Source organism: Sorangium sp. So ce119, assembly GCF_051524405.1.
Classification (GTDB): Bacteria; Myxococcota_A; Polyangia; order Polyangiales; family Polyangiaceae; genus Sorangium; species Sorangium cellulosum_G.
The window spans coordinates 2,152,905-2,171,169 of the sequence record NZ_CP150310.1 but is presented as its reverse complement, the minus strand read 5'-3'; the positions used below and the strand labels follow the sequence as shown (position 1 = coordinate 2,171,169).

13 protein-coding genes are annotated in these 18,265 nt (G+C 74.5%); 6 read left to right on the top strand and 7 right to left on the bottom strand.

Translation table 11 applies throughout. The annotated features are described in order from the left end of the window. Positions 1-8: 8 nt before the first annotated feature. The 3 genes from dhaK to ptsP are packed head-to-tail and all read left to right on the top strand — an operon-like array spanning position 9 to position 4,177. Positions 9-1,010 (top strand): dihydroxyacetone kinase subunit DhaK, encoded by a 1,002-nt coding sequence (gene dhaK, locus WME76_RS08510; protein WP_437959671.1) that lies wholly within the window; start codon positions 9-11, stop codon positions 1,008-1,010. Between the two features lie 3 nt (positions 1,011-1,013). Further along, the gene (gene dhaL / locus WME76_RS08505; protein ID WP_437959670.1) at positions 1,014-1,676 is read left to right on the top strand and encodes a dihydroxyacetone kinase subunit DhaL; all 663 of its coding nucleotides are present in this window, start codon (positions 1,014-1,016) and stop codon (positions 1,674-1,676) included. Further along, positions 1,673-4,177: a phosphoenolpyruvate--protein phosphotransferase gene (gene ptsP, locus WME76_RS08500; protein ID WP_437959669.1), complete on the top strand. Its 2,505-nt coding sequence runs from the start codon at positions 1,673-1,675 to the stop codon at positions 4,175-4,177. Before dhaL ends, ptsP begins: the two co-directional genes overlap by 4 nt. Positions 4,178-4,649: 472 nt before the next feature. Here the strand turns inward: ptsP and WME76_RS08495 are convergent, their stop codons facing one another. The 3 genes from WME76_RS08495 to wecB form a co-directional block, all read right to left on the bottom strand. After that, complete coding sequence (locus tag WME76_RS08495; RefSeq protein ID WP_437959668.1) at positions 4,650-6,206, bottom strand: pentapeptide repeat-containing protein; 1,557 nt, start codon at positions 6,204-6,206, stop codon at positions 4,650-4,652. Between the two features lie 8 nt (positions 6,207-6,214). Further along, on the bottom strand, positions 6,215-6,835 hold the full coding sequence (locus WME76_RS08490) for a prepilin-type N-terminal cleavage/methylation domain-containing protein (protein WP_437959667.1): 621 nt from the start codon (positions 6,833-6,835) through the stop codon (positions 6,215-6,217). Between the two features lie 239 nt (positions 6,836-7,074). Further along, a complete protein-coding gene (gene wecB, locus WME76_RS08485; RefSeq protein ID WP_437959666.1) occupies positions 7,075-8,193 on the bottom strand; it encodes a non-hydrolyzing UDP-N-acetylglucosamine 2-epimerase in 1,119 nt (372 codons plus the stop codon). Between the two features lie 106 nt (positions 8,194-8,299). Between wecB and WME76_RS08480 the strand changes: the two genes are divergently transcribed. Further along, entirely contained in the window at positions 8,300-9,460 is a 1,161-nt protein-coding gene (locus tag WME76_RS08480; RefSeq protein WP_437959665.1) for a glycosyltransferase family 4 protein, read from the top strand. A 63-nt stretch (positions 9,461-9,523) separates the two neighbouring features. On the opposite strand, the gene WME76_RS08475 is transcribed toward WME76_RS08480, so the two are convergent. The 4 genes from WME76_RS08475 to WME76_RS08460 form a co-directional block, all read right to left on the bottom strand. Further along, complete coding sequence (locus tag WME76_RS08475; protein WP_437959664.1) at positions 9,524-10,759, bottom strand: glycosyltransferase family 4 protein; 1,236 nt, start codon at positions 10,757-10,759, stop codon at positions 9,524-9,526. Positions 10,760-10,830: 71 nt separating this feature from the next. Next, on the bottom strand, positions 10,831-13,662 hold the full coding sequence (locus WME76_RS08470) for a cation-translocating P-type ATPase (protein WP_437959663.1): 2,832 nt from the start codon (positions 13,660-13,662) through the stop codon (positions 10,831-10,833). A gap of 205 nt (positions 13,663-13,867) precedes the next feature. Then, complete coding sequence (locus WME76_RS08465) at positions 13,868-14,596, bottom strand: class I SAM-dependent methyltransferase (protein WP_437959662.1); 729 nt, start codon at positions 14,594-14,596, stop codon at positions 13,868-13,870. Continuing rightward, a complete protein-coding gene (locus WME76_RS08460; RefSeq protein ID WP_437959661.1) occupies positions 14,596-15,423 on the bottom strand; it encodes a class I SAM-dependent methyltransferase in 828 nt (275 codons plus the stop codon). Before WME76_RS08460 ends, WME76_RS08465 begins: the two co-directional genes overlap by 1 nt. A gap of 59 nt (positions 15,424-15,482) precedes the next feature. Here WME76_RS08460 and WME76_RS08455 point away from each other — a divergent pair, with 59 nt between their 5' ends. Together WME76_RS08455 and WME76_RS08450 are read left to right on the top strand one after the other, a co-directional pair. Beyond that, positions 15,483-17,081, top strand: coding sequence for an oligosaccharide flippase family protein (locus WME76_RS08455; protein WP_437959660.1), 1,599 nt, complete (start codon positions 15,483-15,485; stop codon positions 17,079-17,081). A gap of 246 nt (positions 17,082-17,327) precedes the next feature. Then, entirely contained in the window at positions 17,328-18,260 is a 933-nt protein-coding gene (locus WME76_RS08450; RefSeq protein ID WP_437959659.1) for a DUF4123 domain-containing protein, read from the top strand. Positions 18,261-18,265 lie beyond the last annotated feature (5 nt).

Here is an 18,265-nt window from a genome sequence, read left to right as displayed (position 1 = left end):
GGGCAGGATTGAAGAAGCTCATCAACGCGCCGGAAGATCTCGTCGGCGAGGCGGTCGAGGGCATGGCGCTCGCGCACGCCGATCTGCTCCGGGTGAACACCGCGCCGCTCTTCGTCACGCGCGCGGCGCCGAAGGAGAAGGGCAAGGTCGCCCTCGTCTCGGGCGGCGGCAGCGGGCACGAGCCGCTGCACGCCGGGTTCGTCGGGCGCGGAATGCTCGACGCCGCCTGTCCGGGGGCCGTGTTCACGAGCCCGACGCCGGACCAGATCGCCGAGGCGACGCGGGCGGTCGACGCCGGCGCCGGCGTGCTCCACATCATCAAGAACTACACCGGCGACGTGATGAATTTCGAGATGGCCGCCGAGCTCGCGCGCGAGGCGGGCACCTCGGTCGAGGGCGTGCTCGTGAACGACGACGTGGCGGTCGAGGACAGCCTCTACACGGCCGGACGGCGCGGCGTGGGGACGACCGTGCTCGCCGAGAAGATCTGCGGCGGCGCCGCGGAAGCCGGGCGGCCGCTCGACGAGGTCGCGGCGCTGTGCCGGCGGGTGAACGCGCGCGGCCGCAGCATGGGGATCGCGCTCTCCGCGTGCACCGTGCCGCACGCCGGCAAGCCGTCGTTCGAGCTCGGCCCGGCCGAGATGGAGGTCGGCATCGGCATCCACGGCGAGCCCGGCCGTCGGCGCGCCCCGCTGGAGCCCGCGGACCGGCTGGCCGAGCTCCTGATGCAGCCGATCCTCGAGGACCTGCCGTTCAAGCCGGGCGACGACGTGCTCCTGTTCGTCAACGGCATGGGCGGGACGCCGCTCATCGAGCTCTACGTCGTCTACCGCAGGGCGCACGCGATCGCGCGCGAGCGCGGCCTCAACGTCGCGCGCAGCCTCGTCGGACCGTACATCACGTCGCTCGACATGGCCGGCGTGTCCGCGACCCTGCTCAAGCTCGACGGCGAGATGATCCGCTGGTGGGACGCGCCGGTGCACACCCCGGCCCTCCGCTGGGGGGCCTGAGCCATGCAGACCCTGAGCGGCGACCACATCGCGGCGTGGATCGAGCGCGCGGCCGACGCGCTGGAGCGCGAGAAGACGTACCTGACCGAGCTCGACGCGGCGATCGGCGACAGCGACCACGGGGTCAACATGGCGCGCGGCTTCACGGCGGTGCGCGCCCGGCTCGACACGCTCGATCGCGGCGACATCGGCGCGCTGCTGAAGGGCGTCGGGACGATCTTGCTGTCGACCGTCGGCGGGGCGAGCGGGCCGCTCTACGGCACGATGTTCCGCGACGCGGGGCAGAAGGTGGCCGGCGCCGCGGCGCTCGACCTCGCGGCCCTGACGGGCTCCCTCGAGGCGGGCCTCGAGGGCGTGCGGCGCCGCGGCAAGGCGTCGCCCGGCGAGAAGACGATGGTCGACGCGCTCGTCCCCGCCGTCGACGCGCTCAAGGCGGCCCTGGGCGCGCCGCAGCCCGACGGCGCGGGCGACGGCGGCGCGCCGCTCGCGGCGGCGCTCGCCCGCGCCGCGGAGGCGGCGAAGGCCGGGGCGGAGGCGACCGTGCCGCTGATCGCCCGCAAGGGCCGGGCGAGCTACCTCGGTGAGCGCAGCGCCGGGCACCAGGACCCCGGCGCCACGTCGTGCTGGCTGTTGCTGCGGAGCCTGGCCGCAACGGCAGGCGCATGAGCGGGGCGGCGGGCCGCGTCGGGCTCGTCCTGGTGTCGCACAGCCGTGCGCTCGCCGAGGCCACCGAGACGCTGGCCCGCCAGATGACCGGCGAGTCCGTCGCCATCGCGTGCGCTGCGGGCGCCGGCGAGGGGGGCGTCGAGCTCGGCACCGACGCGACCGCGATCGCCGCGGCGCTCGAGCGCGTCTGCGGGCCCGCCGGCGCCGTCGTGCTGATGGACCTCGGCAGCGCGATCCTGAGCGCCGAGACGGCGCTCGAGCTCGTCGATCCGGAGCTCGGCGCGCGCACCCGCCTGACCGGCGGGCCGATCGTGGAAGGCGCGGTCGCCGCCGCGGTGCGGGCGGCGGCGGGCGGCACGGTCGATCAGGTCGCCGCGGACGCGCGGCAGGCGCTCGCCGCGAAGATCGCGCAGCTCGGCGAGGGCGAGCCCCCTGCCGCGGTGGCGACGAGCGCGGCGAGCGCGTCGGCGACGGGCGCGGCGCCAGCCACAGCGGGCGCGGCGGCGGCCGTCGCGGCCGCCGCCGCGACGGCCGCGATGGCCGAGGTAGCGACCGCCGATCCGAGCGGCCTGCACGCCCGCCCGGCGGCGCACCTCATCGCGCGCGCGGCCGCCTTCGACGCCCGGATCACCCTGGAGAACGTGTCCAACGGCCGCGGCCCGGTCCCGACGGCGAGCCTGATCGCGCTCGCCTCGCTCGGGGCGCGCCGCGGCGACGTGCTGCGCGTGCGCGCGACCGGGCGGCAGGCGGCCGAGGCCGTCGAGGCGCTCGTGGCGCTCCTCCAGCGCGAGGCGGAGGCCGCCGCGCCCGCGGCGATCGCCGTGTCGGGCTTCGCCATCCCTGTCGCGCCGGGCGTCGCGCTCGGCCCGCTGGTCCGGCTGGCGCGATCGCTCCCGGACGTCCCCGAGACCACGGTCGACGACATCGCGGCCGAGGTCGAGCGGCTGCGGCGAGCGCTCGAGCTCGCGGCGCAGGACCTCGGCAACGCGCTGCGCGGCAGCGACATCCTCGACGCCCACCAGGCGCTGCTCTGCGATCCGGCGCTCGTCGACGAGGCCCTCGCGCGCATCGAGCGGGAGCGCTGCAACGCCGCGTGGGCCTTCTGTCAGGCGGTCGACGCCGCCGCCGCGATCTACCGGCAGCTCGAGGACCCGTACCTGCGGGCGCGCGAGGCGGACGTCCACGACGTGGGCCACGCCGTGGTGCGCGCCCTGCTCGGCGGCGCCGCGGGCACGGTGCCCGACGGGCCGCCGGCGGTCGTCCTCGTCGACGATCTCACGCCGTCGGAGGCCGCGCGGCTCGACGCGGCGCGCGTGCTCGGCGTCATCGACCGGCGGGGCGGCCCGACCTCGCACGCGGCCATCCTGCTGCGCGCCGCCGGCATCCCCGCGGTGGCCGGGGCCGCGGCGCTCGTGCCGGAGGCGGGCGGCGCGCGCGCCGGCCTCGACGGCGCGACCGGCGAGGTGTGGATCGACCCCGATCCCGAGACCGCGCTCGCGGTCGAGCGGCGGCGGGCGGTCCTGCGCGCGTCGCGGCGGCCGGCGGCCGCGCGCGACGGCCGCCTGCGCCTCGCGTGCGGCCGCGCGGTCGAGCTCTGGGCGAACGTGGCCGGGCCGTCGGACGCGCGCGCCGCGCGCGACGCCGGCGCCCTCGGTATCGGGCTGCTGCGCACCGAGATGCCGTTCCTGGGCCGGCTCGACGAGCCCGGCGAGGCCGAGCAGGCGGCGCTGCTCGCCGAGACGTTCGCTGTGTTCGCCGGCGCGCCGATCGTGGTCCGCACGCTCGACGCGGGCGGCGACAAGGCGCTGCCGTACCTCGCCCTCGAGGCCGAGACGAACCCCAGCCTCGGCGTGCGCGGCGTCCGCCTGTCCCTCGCGCGGCCGGCGCTGCTCGAGGCGCAGCTCCGCGCGATCCTCGTCGCGGGGCGCGGCCACGACGTGCGCGTCCTCATCCCGATGGTCTCGACCGCCGCCGAGGTGAGCGCGGTGCGCGCTGCGCTCGAGCGCGCGCACCGCGCGCTCGCGGCCGCCGGGAGGCCGCACCGCTGGCCCGTGGCCACCGGCATCATGGTCGAGGTGCCGTCGGCGGCGCTGATGGCCGAGCGCCTCGCGCGGCAGGCCGACTTCTTCAGCATCGGCACGAACGACCTCACGCAGCACACGCTCGCGGCCGAGCGCGGCCACGCGCGGCTGCACGCGCTCGCGGATCCGGCGCACCCGGCCGTGCTGCGGCTCGTGCGCGCGGTGGTGGAGGCGGGGCACGCCGCGGGGCGGCCGGTCTCTGTGTGCGGCGAGGCCGCGGGCGATCCCGACGTCGCGCCGCTCCTGGTCGGCCTCGGGGTCACGCAGCTCAGCATGTGCGCCTCGGCGTTCGACGCGGTGGAGGACGCGCTCGCCGGGGCCACGTTCGCGGAGCTCGCGGCCGCCGCCGAGGAGGCGCTCACGGTCGACGAGGCGTCCGCGGCCCGCGCGACCCGCGCGGCGGCGCGGCGGCCGGGCTGAGGGCCGGGCTACCAGGGCTGCCGGCTGCCTCCCGCAGACCGTTTCCGGTGCCACCGGGGCTGGCCGGCTGCCTCCCGCAGACCGTTTCCGGTGCCACCGGGGCTGGCCGGCTGCCTCCCGCAGACCGTTTCCGGTGCCACCGGGGCTGGCCGGCTGCCTCCCGCAGACCGTTTCCGGTGCCACCGGGGCTGGCCGGCTGCCTCCCGCAGACCGTTTCCGGTGCCACCGGGGCTGGCCGGCTGCCTCCCGCAGACCGTTTCCGGTGCCACCGGGGCTGGCCGGCTGCCTCCCGCAGACCGTTTCCGGTGCCACCGGGGCTGGCCGGCTGCCTCCCGCAGACCGTTTCCGGTGCCGCCAGGGCTGCCGGCTGCGCCCCGGCAGACCGTTTCCGGTTCCGCGAGGCTGCCCGGCTCTCTGCCCTTCACGGGTTGCGCGCGCCCTCTCCGCGCTGCAGCCGCGGACACGCCGTTCTCTACAGCGCGTCTGCCGGCGGCACGCCGTCGTGCGTGGCGCGCGCCGTGGCGTCCTGCGCCGGCTGCGGCGCGCGGACCGGGTGTCCGAGCACGCACGCGCCGTCGCCGGGCAGCTCCGTCGCCTCGTCGCACGCGGCCAGCTCCCAGCCGCGCGCCTGGTCGGCGTCCGACCCGGAGAGGTCGGCGCCCCGGAGGTCCGCGTCGCTCAGATCGGCGCCCTCGAAGGTCGACTCCATCAGCGCCGCGCCCGACAGGTTCGCCCCGCCGAGGCGCGCGTTCCGGAAGCTCGTCTGGGTGAAGTCGGCGCTGGAGAGGTCGAGCCCGGACAGGTCCACGCCATCGAACCGGCGGTGGCCGCTCCGCGCGAGCAGGCGCGCTGCGGCGGACCGGCTCTCGGCGTCGCCCGACGAGAGCGTGGCGCGCAGCCGGAAGACCGCGAGGCGGGACGGGTCGATCCCGTGGACGAGCGTCGCGGTGAGCGCGGCGAGCACGAGGCGCGCCCCGAGGGCGCGGGCGGCTCCGCGCTCGGCCCCGAACGGCGGCAGCGCGAAGGTCAGGAGCGCCGCGCCGAGGGCGCCGCCGGCGTGCGCGGCCCAGAGGAGCCCGGGCTGCGGCACCTTCGCCAGCGCGACGGCGGCCGCAAGGACGAGGAGCAGCGCGCCGCCGGCGCTGGCGAGGCGCAGCTCGACCGGCCGCGCGAGCAGGGGCGCCTCCTGCGGCTGGCGCGGGGCGCCGGCCGCGGCCGGGCCGCGGCGCCCCGGCGGCGGCTCGGCCGGATCGGCGGCACGGCGCGGCGCCACCGCGGCAGCGCCGTGGCGGCGCGACTCGGGCGGCGCGGACATCCGCTGCGGCTCGGGCGGCGCGGACATCCGCTGCGACTCGGGCGCTGCGCGCATCCGCTGCGACTCGGGCGGCGCGGACATCCGCTGCGACTCAGGCGCCGCCCCCAGCCGCTGCGACTCAGGCGCCGCCCCCAGCCGCTGCGACTCAGGCGCCGCCCCCAGCCGCTGCGACTCGGGCGCCGCGCCGAGGCGGCGGCTCCTCGCCGCGCTCTCCGGGACCGCCTCGGCGCTGGCGAGCGCCTCGCGCAGCGGCGACGGGAACTCCCCGACGTCGTCGAACGACGCGCCCGCGCCCGCGAGCGCCAGGATCGCCTCCTCATCCAGGCCCGAGCGCGCGCACGCCGACGCGTCGACGCGCGCGTTCGCGAGCGAGCTCGCCGACGAGAACGCGCGCGGCAGCTTCGCGCCGCGCAGGTCGGCGGCCGTGAGCAGCGCCCCGCCCAGCAGCGCCCCCGAGAGGTCGGCCCAGCGCAGGTCCGCGCCGGTGAGGTCGGCGTTCACGAGCGACGCGGCGTCGAGCCGCGCCCCCGCGAGGTTCGCGCCGCCGAGCTTGGCCCCGTCGAGCCGCGCCCCCGCGAGGTTCGCGCCCTGCAGGTCGGCGCACGGCAGGTGCGCCGCCGCGAGATCCGCGCCCGGGAGCTCGATCGCGGCGCCGTCACCGCCGCGCCGCGACGAGAGGGCGCCGAACAGCTTGTGGAGCGCGGCGTGATCCATGGCGCCCCCTACTCGTCCGGGTCGATGGAGCCGATCGCGCTCGCGAACACCACCTGCCCGTCCTTGAGATAGCCGTCCAGCGCGAACCACGCGTGCGTCCCGTCCCTGTCGAGGTCGCCGCGCGCGTAGGCCGCCCACCTGCGGTCCGGCGGCACGTCCGCCGGCCAGTGGGAGGCGGATACCGGCATCGGCGAGCCGCCGAGCCGATATCGATACTGATACGACTGAGGGTGGGTGACCTCGAATCCGAGGCACTTCCACCCCACGGTCGGACTCCCCGTGTTGTAGTCCATGCCCGGCCTGGGATCGGGCTGGTACTTTATCCCTTGCACCCGATAGAACGCGTTGGGCACGGTGACCGCGTCGCTGCACAGCGGGTGGGCCGCCGCGCTACCCGTGTTCGCCTGGAGCCGGTCGGCGGACGCGACGACGGCCCTCGAGATGGCGCCGACCGTCTGCTTGGCCTCGGCCGACGTGGCGAGCACCATGTACTTCGACACACCGTGGGTGGCCAGGGCGGCCAGGATCGTCACGAGCCCGCCCGCGAGCATCACCTCGACGAGCGTGAACCCCCGTCTCCCCCGCCGCCGAGATGCCGAGTCGACTTCAGGTAGGAAATTCCTTGCCACGGTACATGTATAACTGGACTGTTCGTCGATGAACAGACGGAAACCCGATCTCGCGGCGGCAGAGACGCTGTTTGGTCGGGTGCTGTGGGGAGCGCGGTTGTCCGGGCGGGGCGCCTCCCACGTGGGCGGCGCGAGAGGCGGTGTGGCGCGGTGGTGAGCGCGCGTGGCGCGCTCGGCGTGATGGTGAGCGCGCGTGGCGCGCTCGGTGTGATGATGAGCGCGCGCGGCGCGCTCGGGGCTCAGGCGCGCGGGCCGGACGTCTTGGGCGGCGGGTCTCCCGCGAGGAAGGCCTCCAGCGCGTCGGCGATGCGCTCGCCGGTCTTGCCGTCCCACCCTTCGGGCACGGAGCCCCGCTTGCCGCGGCCGTCGAGGATGGCGTCGACCTCGCGGGCGATGAGCGCCGCGTCGAGCCCGACAACGGTGTTGGTGCCCTGGGTCACGGTGATGGGCCGCTCGGTGCCCTGACGCATCGTGAGGCACGGGATCCCGAGCGCGGTCGTCTCTTCCTGGATGCCGCCGGAGTCGGTGGCGACGAGCAGCGCATTGCCCATCACGGTGACGAAGTCGTCGTATCCGAGCGGCTCCATGATCCGGAGCCCCTTCGTCTCGCGCAGGCGCCCCGACAGGCCGAACGACTCTGCGCGCGCGACAGTGCGCGGGTGGACGGGGAACACCGTCGGCAGGCGCTGCGCGATCGCGGTGAGCGCGTCGAGCGTCTCGGCGAGCCGCTCGGCGCTGTCGACGTTGGCCGGGCGGTGGAGCGTCGCGATCGCGTACTTCTTCGGCTCGAGCCCGAAGCGCGACAGCGCGTCGGTCTGCCGCTTCAGGGCGTAATGGACCGAGTCGATCATCACGTTGCCGACGAACCGGACGCGCTCGGGCGGGATGCCCTCGGCGAGCAGGTTCGGGTGGGCGTCGTGCGAGGGCGTGAGCAGGAGATCGGAGAGCTGGTCGGTGAGGACGCGGTTGATCTCCTCGGGCATCGTCCAGTCGCGCGAGCGCAGCCCGGCCTCCACGTGGACGACGGGGATACCGAGCTTGGACGCCGCGAGCGCGCCGGCGAGCGTGCTCGTCACGTCCCCGACGACAACGACCACCTTGGGCCGGTGCTCGATCAGGTCCGCCTCGACGCCGACGAGGACGGCCGCCGTCTGCTGGGCGTGCGAGCCGCCGCCCGCCTTGAGCGTGTGATCGGGCGTGGGCAGGCCGAGGTCGCGGAAGAAGACGTCGCTCATCGTCGGGTCGAAGTGCTGGCCCGTGTGCAGGAGCCGCATCGGCAGGCCGCGCGCCTTGAGGGCGCGGCAGATGGGGGCGAGCTTCATGAAGTTCGGGCGCGTCGCGGCGACGAGGTAGATCATCTCGACCCGCGAGCATGCCGTGGTCCGCGCCGCGCTACCAGCGCGTTGTGTCGAGGTCGCTGGCGCGGCGCTTTACGCGGGCAGTGCCGTCCTGTACACGCGCCCCGTGCGTCTGACCGTGCTCCTCCACGGCGATCCGAAGGCCACGCAGCAGGCCCGCCTCGGCGCCGCGCTCGCCGCCCGGGGCCACCGGGTCATCCTCTGCGACGCGCCCGGGATCGCGGCCTCGATCCGCGGCGAGTACGGGCAGCGCTGCGAGGAGCTGAGGCTCCTCTCCTCCCTGGTCCCACACGCGCTCCGGCGCCTCTGGGCGCGGCGGCGCGTGCGCGAGCTCGGCGTCGACGTGGTGCACCTGAACTTCCTGCGCCCGTGGCACGACCTCTGGTCGAGGATGCAGGGCGGCCCGCCGATCGTCGCCACCGCGTGGGGCTCCGACATCAACCCCGAGGTGTTCCGGCGATCGCCGTGGACGGTCCGCCGGGTCAACCACGTGCTGTCGCGCGCCTCGGCCGTCACGGCGGACAGCGTGCCCCTGCTGGCGAGGGCGCGGGCGCGCATGGGCGAGCGCGCCCTCGCCGTCCCCTGCGAGATCGTGCTCTGGGGCGTGGATCTCGCGACGTTCGCGCGGCAGACGGCGCTCGAGGGGGCGGCGCGCTTCCGGCGGGAGCTCGGGATCGAGCCCGGCAAGCGCGTCCTCCTGAGCCCGCGGCAGACGAAGCCGCACTACCACGTCGATCGCATCCTCCGCGCCTTCGCCGCGAGCCGCTGGGCCAGGGAGGGCGTCTTCGTGATCAAGCTGTACGGCCGGCACGACGAGCCCGCGTACGTGCGGAAGCTCAGGTCGATGGTGCGCGAGCTCGGCGTCGGCGCGAGCGTGAGGTTCGCGGAGCCGTGCCCGTACAGCGAGCTCCCTGGCCTCTACGCGATGGCCGACGCCGCGGTCTCGCTGCTCGAGGTCGACGGCGTGCCGTCCACGTTCTGCGAGCTCGCGGCGCTCGAGGTGCCCATCGTCGCGAGCGACCTGCCGGCCTACGAGGGCGTGCTCGATCGCGAACGCGCGCTCCTGGTGCCGCCCGCCGATCACGCGGCGCTCGTCGCGGCGCTCGACCGGCTGATCGACGAGCCCGACCTCGGGCCGCGCCTCGCGGAGCGCGGGCGCGCGTGGGCCGTGGAGCGCGCCGACTGGCAGCGGTGCGTCGACCAGTTCGAGGCGCTCTACCGCGCCGCGATCGTCGCCTCCGCCGCCACCTCGGGCCGGCGCGCGTAGCGGCCAGCTCGCGCTGCGGTCAGCGCGCGGTGCGGCCAGCTCGCGCGGCGGTCAGCGCCGCGGCTACGCTGCGCCGCGCTCGCCGGCGAGGCGCTCGAACAGCGCGACGATCTCGGCGACCTGCGCCTGCCGCGTGAGCTTCGCGATCTCGTCCTCGCGCCGGGCGGGCAGGTCCCCGCGGCGGAAGCGATCATAGGCGCGCTCGAGCGACAGCGCCCCCAGCTCGACGTCGTCCGCGGGCACCGCCTCCCCTGCCCCCGTCCGCGACAGCACGAGCGCCGCGTCGGTCCCGGGCACCACGAAGGCGATCACCGGCGGGCCGGCGGCGATGTACTCGTAGAGCTTGCCGGGCGTCGAGAGCGGGTCGAGCGCGCACAGCACGAGCGCGTCCGCGTCGCGGTAGCGGGCCACGATCTGGTCGTGCGGCACCGGCTTCTCGACCCGGAGGTGCGGCCGGAGGTGCGGGTACTTCCTGGCCTCCCGCTCGGCCCACGCGCCCGCGGCGCTCACGATGGAGAGCTCGAAGCCGGGCAAGGCGCGCCGCGAGAGGAGCAAATCGGCCGCGCGGAACACCGATGCGAGGTTGTAGTCGCCGTACATGTTGCCCGCGAACAGGAGGCGGAAGCGGCCGCCCGGATCCGGCCGGGGCGCGTACGGCGCGGCGAAGTCCTCCGCATCGAAGCCGTTCCGCACGAGGTGCACCTTGCCCTCCGGCAGGCCGCGCCGCTCGACGAGCAGCGAGCGGAACGGGTCCGCCGTGACCAGCACCGCGTCGGCGCCCGCGAAGATGCGCTCCTCGATCCGCCGGTCCACGCGCTGGCGCATCCGGGCGATCGGGCCCTCACCGCGGTAGAGCGGCAGGAAATTGTTGTCGGTCCACGGGTCCCTGAAATCGGCCACCCAGGGGACGCCGAGCGCGCGCCGCGCGTGGTCCCCGAGGAGGTGGGCCGTGAAGGGCGCCGACGTGCTGAACACGAGATCGAACCGCTCCTCGCGGAGGATCGCGGAGAGCCGCCGCCGGGCGAACGGGAGCCAGCCGAGGTAGGCGTCGACCGGCAGGGCGCCGAAGAGCGTCCCGAAGCCGACCGCGGCGCGCGTGCGCTCGACGCGGACCCCCTCGGGGACCTTGGAGAGGAGCGACCGATCGACCGCGGTCCTGCCGCGCTGGCCGGACGCGAGCACGACCGGCTCCCAGCCGAGGGAGGGCGCGATCCGGCTGAGGTGCAGGGCGCGCTGCACGCCGGCGCCGCCGTGCGGCGGATAGAAGTAGCTGATCAGGAGGAAGCGGCGCTGCGGCATGCGGGGGCCGCGCGCGTGATACCACACGGCCCCGCCCCGGTGGCGCTCCTATCGAGGAGCCCCGCCCCGGCTCAGTGCCCCGCCGTCGCGCCCGCCACGCGCTGCACGCCGGCGTCCGCCGGCTGCCCCTCCGCCGCCGTGCGCCGCGCCTTCCGGAGGCGCCACCACCGCTCGACGCTCATCACCGGCAGGATCGTCAGCGCCACCAGCGTCGAGTTGATCCACGCCCCGAGCGAGAGCGGCGCCGAGCCGAACAGCGTGTGCATGAACGGCGCATAGACGAAGCAGAGCTGCAGGGCGAGGAGCGCGCCGATCCCCACGTAGATCCAGGGGTTCGAGAAGAGCCCGATCTTCAGCATCGAGTCGCGCAACGACCGGCAATTGAGCACGTAGAAGATCTGGAACAGCACGACCGTCGTGACCGCCGCGGTCTGGGCCTCGCGGTAGGCGACCTCCGAGACGACGCCGCCGCGCACCTCCGTGAAGTACTCGTACAGGAAGAGCCCGATCGCCCCCGCCGTCATGAGCACCGCGACGATCGCCGTGCGCACGAGCACGAACCGGCTCAGGATCGGCTCGCTCGGGTCCCGCGGCGGGCGGCCCATCACGTCCTTCTCCATCGCCTCGAACGCGAGCGGCAGGGAGAGCGCCACCGTGGCCACCAGGTTGACCCAGAGGATCTGGACGGCCGTGATCGGCATCAGCGGCGCGCCCCCGAGGATGGGGAAGGTCATCACCGCCACGAGCAGGATCAGCGCCTCGCCCAGGTTCGTCGGCAGCACGAACGCGAGCGCCTTGACCAGGTTGTCGTAGACGCGCCGCCCCTCCTCGACCGCCGCGCGGATGCTCGCGAAGTTGTCGTCGGTCAGCACCACGTCGGCGGACTCCTTCGACACCGCCGTCCCCGTGATCCCCATGGCCACGCCGATGTTCGCCTGCTTCAGCGCCGGCGCGTCGTTCACGCCGTCGCCCGTCATCGCGACGACCTTCCCGTCGGCCTGGAGCGCCCTGACCAGGCGGAGCTTGTGCTCCGGCGCCACGCGCGCGAACACGTTCGTGGACGCCGCCGCCGCGCGCAGCTCCTCGTCCGAGAGCCGCGCGATCTCCGTGCCGTTCATCGCCCGCCCGCCCTCGCGCACGAGCCCGAGCTGCTCGCCGATCGCCCGCGCGGTCGCCAGGTGGTCGCCCGTGATCATCTTCACGGTGATCCCGGCGTCATGGCACGCCTTGATCGCGTCGATCGCCTCCGGCCGCGGCGGGTCGATCATCCCCTCGAGGCCGAGGAGCTCGAACCCCTCCGCGAGGTGCGCCTCGTCGAGCGACGCCGCGTCGCGGCCCTGCGTCCGCGACGCCACGGCGAGCAGGCGCATGCCCTGCGCCGCCATCCGCTCCACCTCCGCGATCACCTGGGCGCGCTCCGCGTCGCCGATCGCGGCGCGCCCGAGCACCACCTCGGGCGCCCCCTTCATGAAGATCACCCGCTCGCCGCCGGGCGCCTCGTGGAGCGTCGCCATGAGCTGCAGCTCCGACGAGAACGGGACGGCGTCGATGCGCGGGTACTCCCGCCGCGTCGCCTCGACGTCCACGCCGAGCTTCTGCGCCGCGACGACGAGCGCGCCCTCGGTGGGGTCGCCCTCGATGCCGCACGCGTCGCCGTCGCGCTTCATGCGCGCGTCATTGCAGAGCAGCCCCGCGCGGAGCAGCGCGCGCACCGGCTCGGGCGCCTCGCCCACCGGCGCGCCGTCGCGGCGGAGCTCGCCCACGGGCGCGTAGCCGACGCCGGTGACCTCGAGCGTCTCCCCGGCGCCGCCCTGCGCGAAGGCCCCGGCCGGCGGCGTCCCCGCGGGCGTCCACAGCGCGCGGACCGTCATCTCGTTGCGCGTCAGCGTGCCGGTCTTGTCGGAGCAGATGACGCCGGTGCTGCCCAGCGTCTCGACCGCGGGCAGCTTCCGGATCACCGCGCGACGCCGCGCCATGCGCTGCACGCCGATGGCGAGCGAGATGGTGATGATCGCCGGCAGCCCCTCCGGGATCGCGGCGACCGCGAGCGAGATCCCCGCGAGCATCGCGTCGACCGGCGGGTAGCCCCGGAGCAGCGCGACCCCGACGATGACCAGCGCGACCGCCACGATCGCGATGGTCAGCACGCGGCCCACCTTGGCCATCGAGCGGGTGAGCGGCGTCTCGATCTCGGTCGCCTCGTGGAGCATCGACGAGATGCGCCCGAGCTCGGTCGCGCCGCCGGTGGCGAAGACCACGGCCGTGGCCGTGCCGCTGGTCACGAGCGTCCCGCCGAACGCGAGGTCCTTGCGGTCGCCGACGCCGGCGTCCTCCGGGACGGCGTCGACGTGCTTGTCGGAGGGCACCGACTCGCCCGTGAGCGCCGACTCATCCACGCGGAGGTTCTTCACCGAGATCAACCGCGCGTCCGCGGGGACCTTGTCGCCCGCCTCGAGCACCACCACGTCGCCGGGGACCACGTCGGCCGCCGGGATCACGCTCCGCTGCCCGCCGCGCACGACCGTGGCCGACTGGGGCACCATGCCGGCGAGCGCCTCGATCGCCTTGCCCGCGCGGAGCTCCTGCACGAACCCGATCGCCGTGTTGAGCACCACGACGGCCAGCACCACCGACCCGTCGATGGCCTCGCCCATGATCATCGCGAGGGCCGCCGACGCGAGCAGCACGTAGATGAGCGGGTCGTTGATCTGGCGGAAGAGCAGCTTGAACGCGCTGTCACCCTTCGCGCGCTGGATCACGTTGGGCCCGACGTCCTTGAGCCTCCGGGCGGCCTCGTCGGCCGTGAGGCCTGTCTCGGCGCTCTCGATCCTGGAGAGCGCCTCCTTGATTGGCAGGTTGTGCCAGGCGGTCCCGGACGTTGAAGGGAGGACGGGTTGCGACATGCAGTGTTCTCCTGCGGAGAGCGGCGCTGTGCGCGTTGCGCTCACCAGCGGTGGCAGCTTCTCACCACGAACTCGGCATGTGCTTGGCACGTGTCATGCCAGTACTGAACCAGGATGTTCACCACTCGAGGTGATGCCAGCGCCGGGGTCGCGCTGGACCTTTTCACCCCGGTGGGGTGTTTTGCCCCACCCCTCGAGCCGGGGCTCAACCGCGCAGGTAGGCGAACGTCCCGTCGATGTTGAACAGCCGGATCGCCTGCACGACCTCGGTCACCGTCACGCCGACGCGCGGCAGGAGCCGCTCCGCGACGCCGCGGCTCAGGAGGTCCTTGCGGAAGTAGCGGAGCTCGCGCGGCGCGACGTACCCCTCGAGCTCCGCGAACGTGAGGCGCTGGTACTCGGGGGTGCCGGGGACGTGGCGCCGCGAGATCACGTCATAGAAGAAGAAGACGCCGCCGGGCTTGAGCTGGGCGAGCGCCTTCTCCATGAGGCGCCGCTTGAGCTCCGCGTTGGTCACCGACGACAGCACGGCGAGCATCATCACCATGTCGAACGGCCCGCCGACGTCGGCCTTCAGGAAGTCGCCTGCCATGAAGCGGATGCCGGCGAAGCGCGATCGCGCGACGGCGGTGCGCTGGGCGATGAGATCGATGCCGGTGAGGCGCGAGGGGTCCGCGCCGAGCTCGACCAGCCACGCCAGGTTGGAGCCCGCCCCGCAGCCCACGTCGAGCACCGACATCTCGCGCAGCGCCTCGGGCGTGCGCACGCCGCACGCGACGAGCGCCTCGCGCATGCGGCGCTGCCGCTGGCGCGCGACGAGGTACGGATACCCGTTGAGCAGGCTCGCCCAGGGGTTCGCCGGCAGGAAGCGCTCGGTGTAGTACCGGTTGATCGCCTCGAGATCCTGCTCGAAGCCCCCCTCGTCCTCGGCCATCAACCAGCCTCCCCTCGGCGCCGGTAGAGCGCGATGATCCAGTAGGGCTGCGCTCGCGCGCCCGAGGCCAGCCGCCACGCCACGGTCGCCCCGTCGAGCGCGAGGCGACCGACGTGCTGCGCGAGCCGGACCCGCGGCGCAGCGAGGTCGGCCTCGCCGCAGCCGGGGCAGGAGACGCGCACGCCCCGCGGGAGGAACCAGCACCCGAGCGCGCGCTGGCGCAGCCGCTCGATCCGCTCGCTCGTGGCCTGCTCCGGAGGGCCGCCGAGCTCGGTCGCGATCCGCTCGAAGCGGGGGAAGAGTCGGTCGAGCGACGCGGCGTCGAACGACTGCAGGTGGCCGTAGATGTTGAACTCCAGCCCGCAGCGCGGGCACCGCGCGAACCTGCGGCGGAGGTTCTCCCGGAAGGGCACCGAGATGAAGAGGTACCGCGCGGCGATCCGGTCGAGCTCGCGGGCCGCGCCGGCGAGCACCGGATCGGGCAGGTGCTCGAGCATCTCGCTCGAGAAGGCGAGGTCCACGGCCCCGTCCGGCAGCGGCAAGGCGTCCGCGCTCGCCTGCAGGGTGCGAACGCGGAGCCGCGCGAGGGCCACGGGGCTGCGGTCGATGGCCAGAACGTCGTAGCGCTCGGCGAGGCGATGCGTGAGGTAGCCGTCGCCGCAGCCCACGTCGGCCACCGTGCGCACCCCCGGCGGCATCATGCGCAGGAGCAGGTCGCCCTTCGCGACGATCGCCGGATCGGCCGCCGTCTCGGTGTGCTGCCAGAGCCGATCGTAGAAGATCTCGCTGTCTTTCGCCTGCTCCGCGCCGCTCATCGCGGGTCGCATGCCACGACGACCGGCTCGCAGGAAGGGCTTCTGCCTGGTTCCTGTGGTACCGAGCCGCCATGCGAGGCGAGCAGCCGCCCCCCCCCGACGCGAGCGCCCCGCCGCGGACACCGGAGACCACGCCGGCGGCGCCCACCGGCGGCGCGGAGGACGGCGCGTCGCTGGCCGACCGGATCGGGATGATCGTCGGAGGGCAGCTCGTCAGCACCCTGATCAACCTCGTGCAGGGCGTCGTCGTGGTGAGGCTGCTCGGCAAGTCGGAGTACGGCGTGCTCGCGTTCGTGACCGTGCTGTTCACGACGGGGCGCGATCTCGCGCAGCTCTACGTCCCGGAGTCGCTCCTCTACTTCACGCCCAAGGTGACCCGCCCCGAGCTCAAGGGGCTCGTGCGGCAGAGCATGCTCCTCCTGCTCGGCCTCGGGACGCTCACGGCGCTCGTCTTCGCCGCGTTCGCCTTCCTCCCCGGCGTCTTCCTCGGCGGCCGGGAGGGGATCACGGCACCCCTGCTGCTCATCGGCCTGACGAGCGTCGTCGGCTTTCCTGCGAGCGTCTTCGGCCCGCTCTTCATCGCCACGAACAACCACCGCAAGTCGGCGGGCGTCGCGCTGCTGGTCACCGTGGCGGGCGCCGCGGGCGCGCTCGTCCCCGCCGCGCTCGGGTGCTCCATCGCGTGGATCCTGGCCGCCCAGTGCGCGGCGCAGGGCCTGAGGCTCTGGCTGTCGTACCGGCTCTACGCGCGGCTGTTCCGCGACGTCCCCGTCGCGCCGTTCCCGGGCGGCGCCAGGGCGCAGCTCGCGTACGCGCTCCCGCTCTCGGTGACCCGCTTCGCCGGCCTCTTCAACCAGAAGCTCGACAAGTTCGTCGTCGGCCTCTTCTTCAGCGCGGGCCTGTTCGCCGAGTTCGCGGTCGGGTCGCAGGAGCTGCCGCTCGTCAGCGTCCTCGCTTACTCCGTCACGTCGACGATGCTCCCCGACCTCGTCGCGCGCGTCGAGGGCGGGCGGACCCGCGAGGAGGGCGCGAGGGCGGCGATCGACCTCTGGCACTCGGGCATCCGCAAGACGACGCTGATCATGCTCCCGGTCGCGGCGTTCCTCCTGCTCTTCGCCGAGCCGCTCATGCGCACGATCTACGGCGACGAGTACGCGGGCGCGGCCGTCCCGTTCCGCATCTACTCCGCGCTCATGCCGCTGCGCGTGACGGCGTATGGCATCATGCTGATGGCGTTCGGCCAGACCGCGATCATCCTGCGGATCCAGGTGCTGGCCATGGTGTTCAACACCGCGGCGAGCCTGGCCCTCCTGCCCACGATCGGCATGATCGGCGCGCCGCTCTCGGCCGTCCTGACGCAGGCGATCATGATCGTCCTGATGGTGGCCCGCATCGCGCGCTTCTCGGGCGTCGGCCTGCGCGGCGTCTTCCCGTGGGGTCATTACGGGCGCGTCGCGGCCAGCGCCCTCGTCGCCGCGGCGCCGCTCAGCGGGCTGCTGGCCTCGAGCGCGATCGACGAGCGCCCCGGGGTCTGCCTCATGCTCAGCGCACCGCTCTACGCGGCGCTCTACCTCGTGGCCGCGCGGGTCACCGGCGTGCTCGCCCCCGAGGACCGGGCGTTCGTCGCGCGCTGGCTCCGCCTCGAGCCGTTGAGAAGCCGCCATGGTTGAGCCGCTTGATCGGCCCGCGCCCGGCCGCTCGAACCACAGCCGCCCACCGTCGCTGTCTCGGGCGGCAGGACATCGGACCCCTGCGCGAATTCCGCGCAAGCTGCTTGAAAGGGCGGGCAAGCTGGAAAGATTGGCAGTCTCCTGGATGCCTCTCTCATGGTTCCCGCCTTCGTGTGGATTTCGCGCCGATCGATGCTCTAGGCTTACTCGCCGGCCTCATCGGCGCCTTGTGCGATGGAGACGACCATGAGCGAAGACCAGGAAGTAGGATTCCTCCTCCAGGTCATCTCGGGCCCCCTGGCCGGACAGACCGCGCGCATTCCAGGCGATCGTCCGCTGCTCGTCGGCCGCGCGCCTGAATCGGATCTCTCGATCGCGGGCGACGGCGAGCTCTCTGCCCTGCATTTCTCGGTGGAGCAGATCGACGGCAGCTACCTGCTCCGCGATCTCGGGAGCCGCAACGGGACGCAGGTCAACCGCGAGCGCGCGCGCGAGGTCTCGCTGCGGGACGGCGACGAGATCCGCGCGGGGGCGACCCTGTTCGCGGTGGTGCGCCGCGAGGCGAACGGCGCGAACGGACGATGCACGCCGACCCGGCCCGCGCCCCCGTCGCGCAGGACGCGGCGGGCCGCGCCCGCCGCGACGGGCGCGCCGTACGCCGCGTCGGCGCGGGCGCGGCTCCGGCAGGAGCGCTCGCCGCTCTTCGCGGTGCTCGACGCCGCGCGCGATCCGCGCATCCGGCTGCTCCTCGTCGAGGCGGGCGAGCAGACCGCGTCGCTCTACGCCGGCTTCCAGGGCGAGCTCCTCGCGGACGTCGGTCCCACGCTGGTGCACCTCCCGCGCGAGTCCACCCTGCTCGACGCGCTGATCGACAGCGGCTGGGGCGACGGCTGGGGCGTCTTCCTGACGAGCAACCGCCCGTTCGGCGACGTGCGGAAGCACCTCCGCCGGTTCCTCCTGGTCGAGAGCGGGACGGGCAAGCAGCAGTATTTCCGGTTCTACGACCCGCGCGTGCTCCGCGGCTTCCTGCCCACGTGCGGTCCGCGGAAGATCGAGGCGCTGTTCGAGGAGATCGAGGCCTTCGCGATGGAGGCCGAGGATCCGGGCAAGCTCCTGCGCTTCACCGCGCAGGGCAGCAAGGCGCTCCGCGAGGAGTCGGCGCTGGAGCGGGCGGGCTGAGGTCG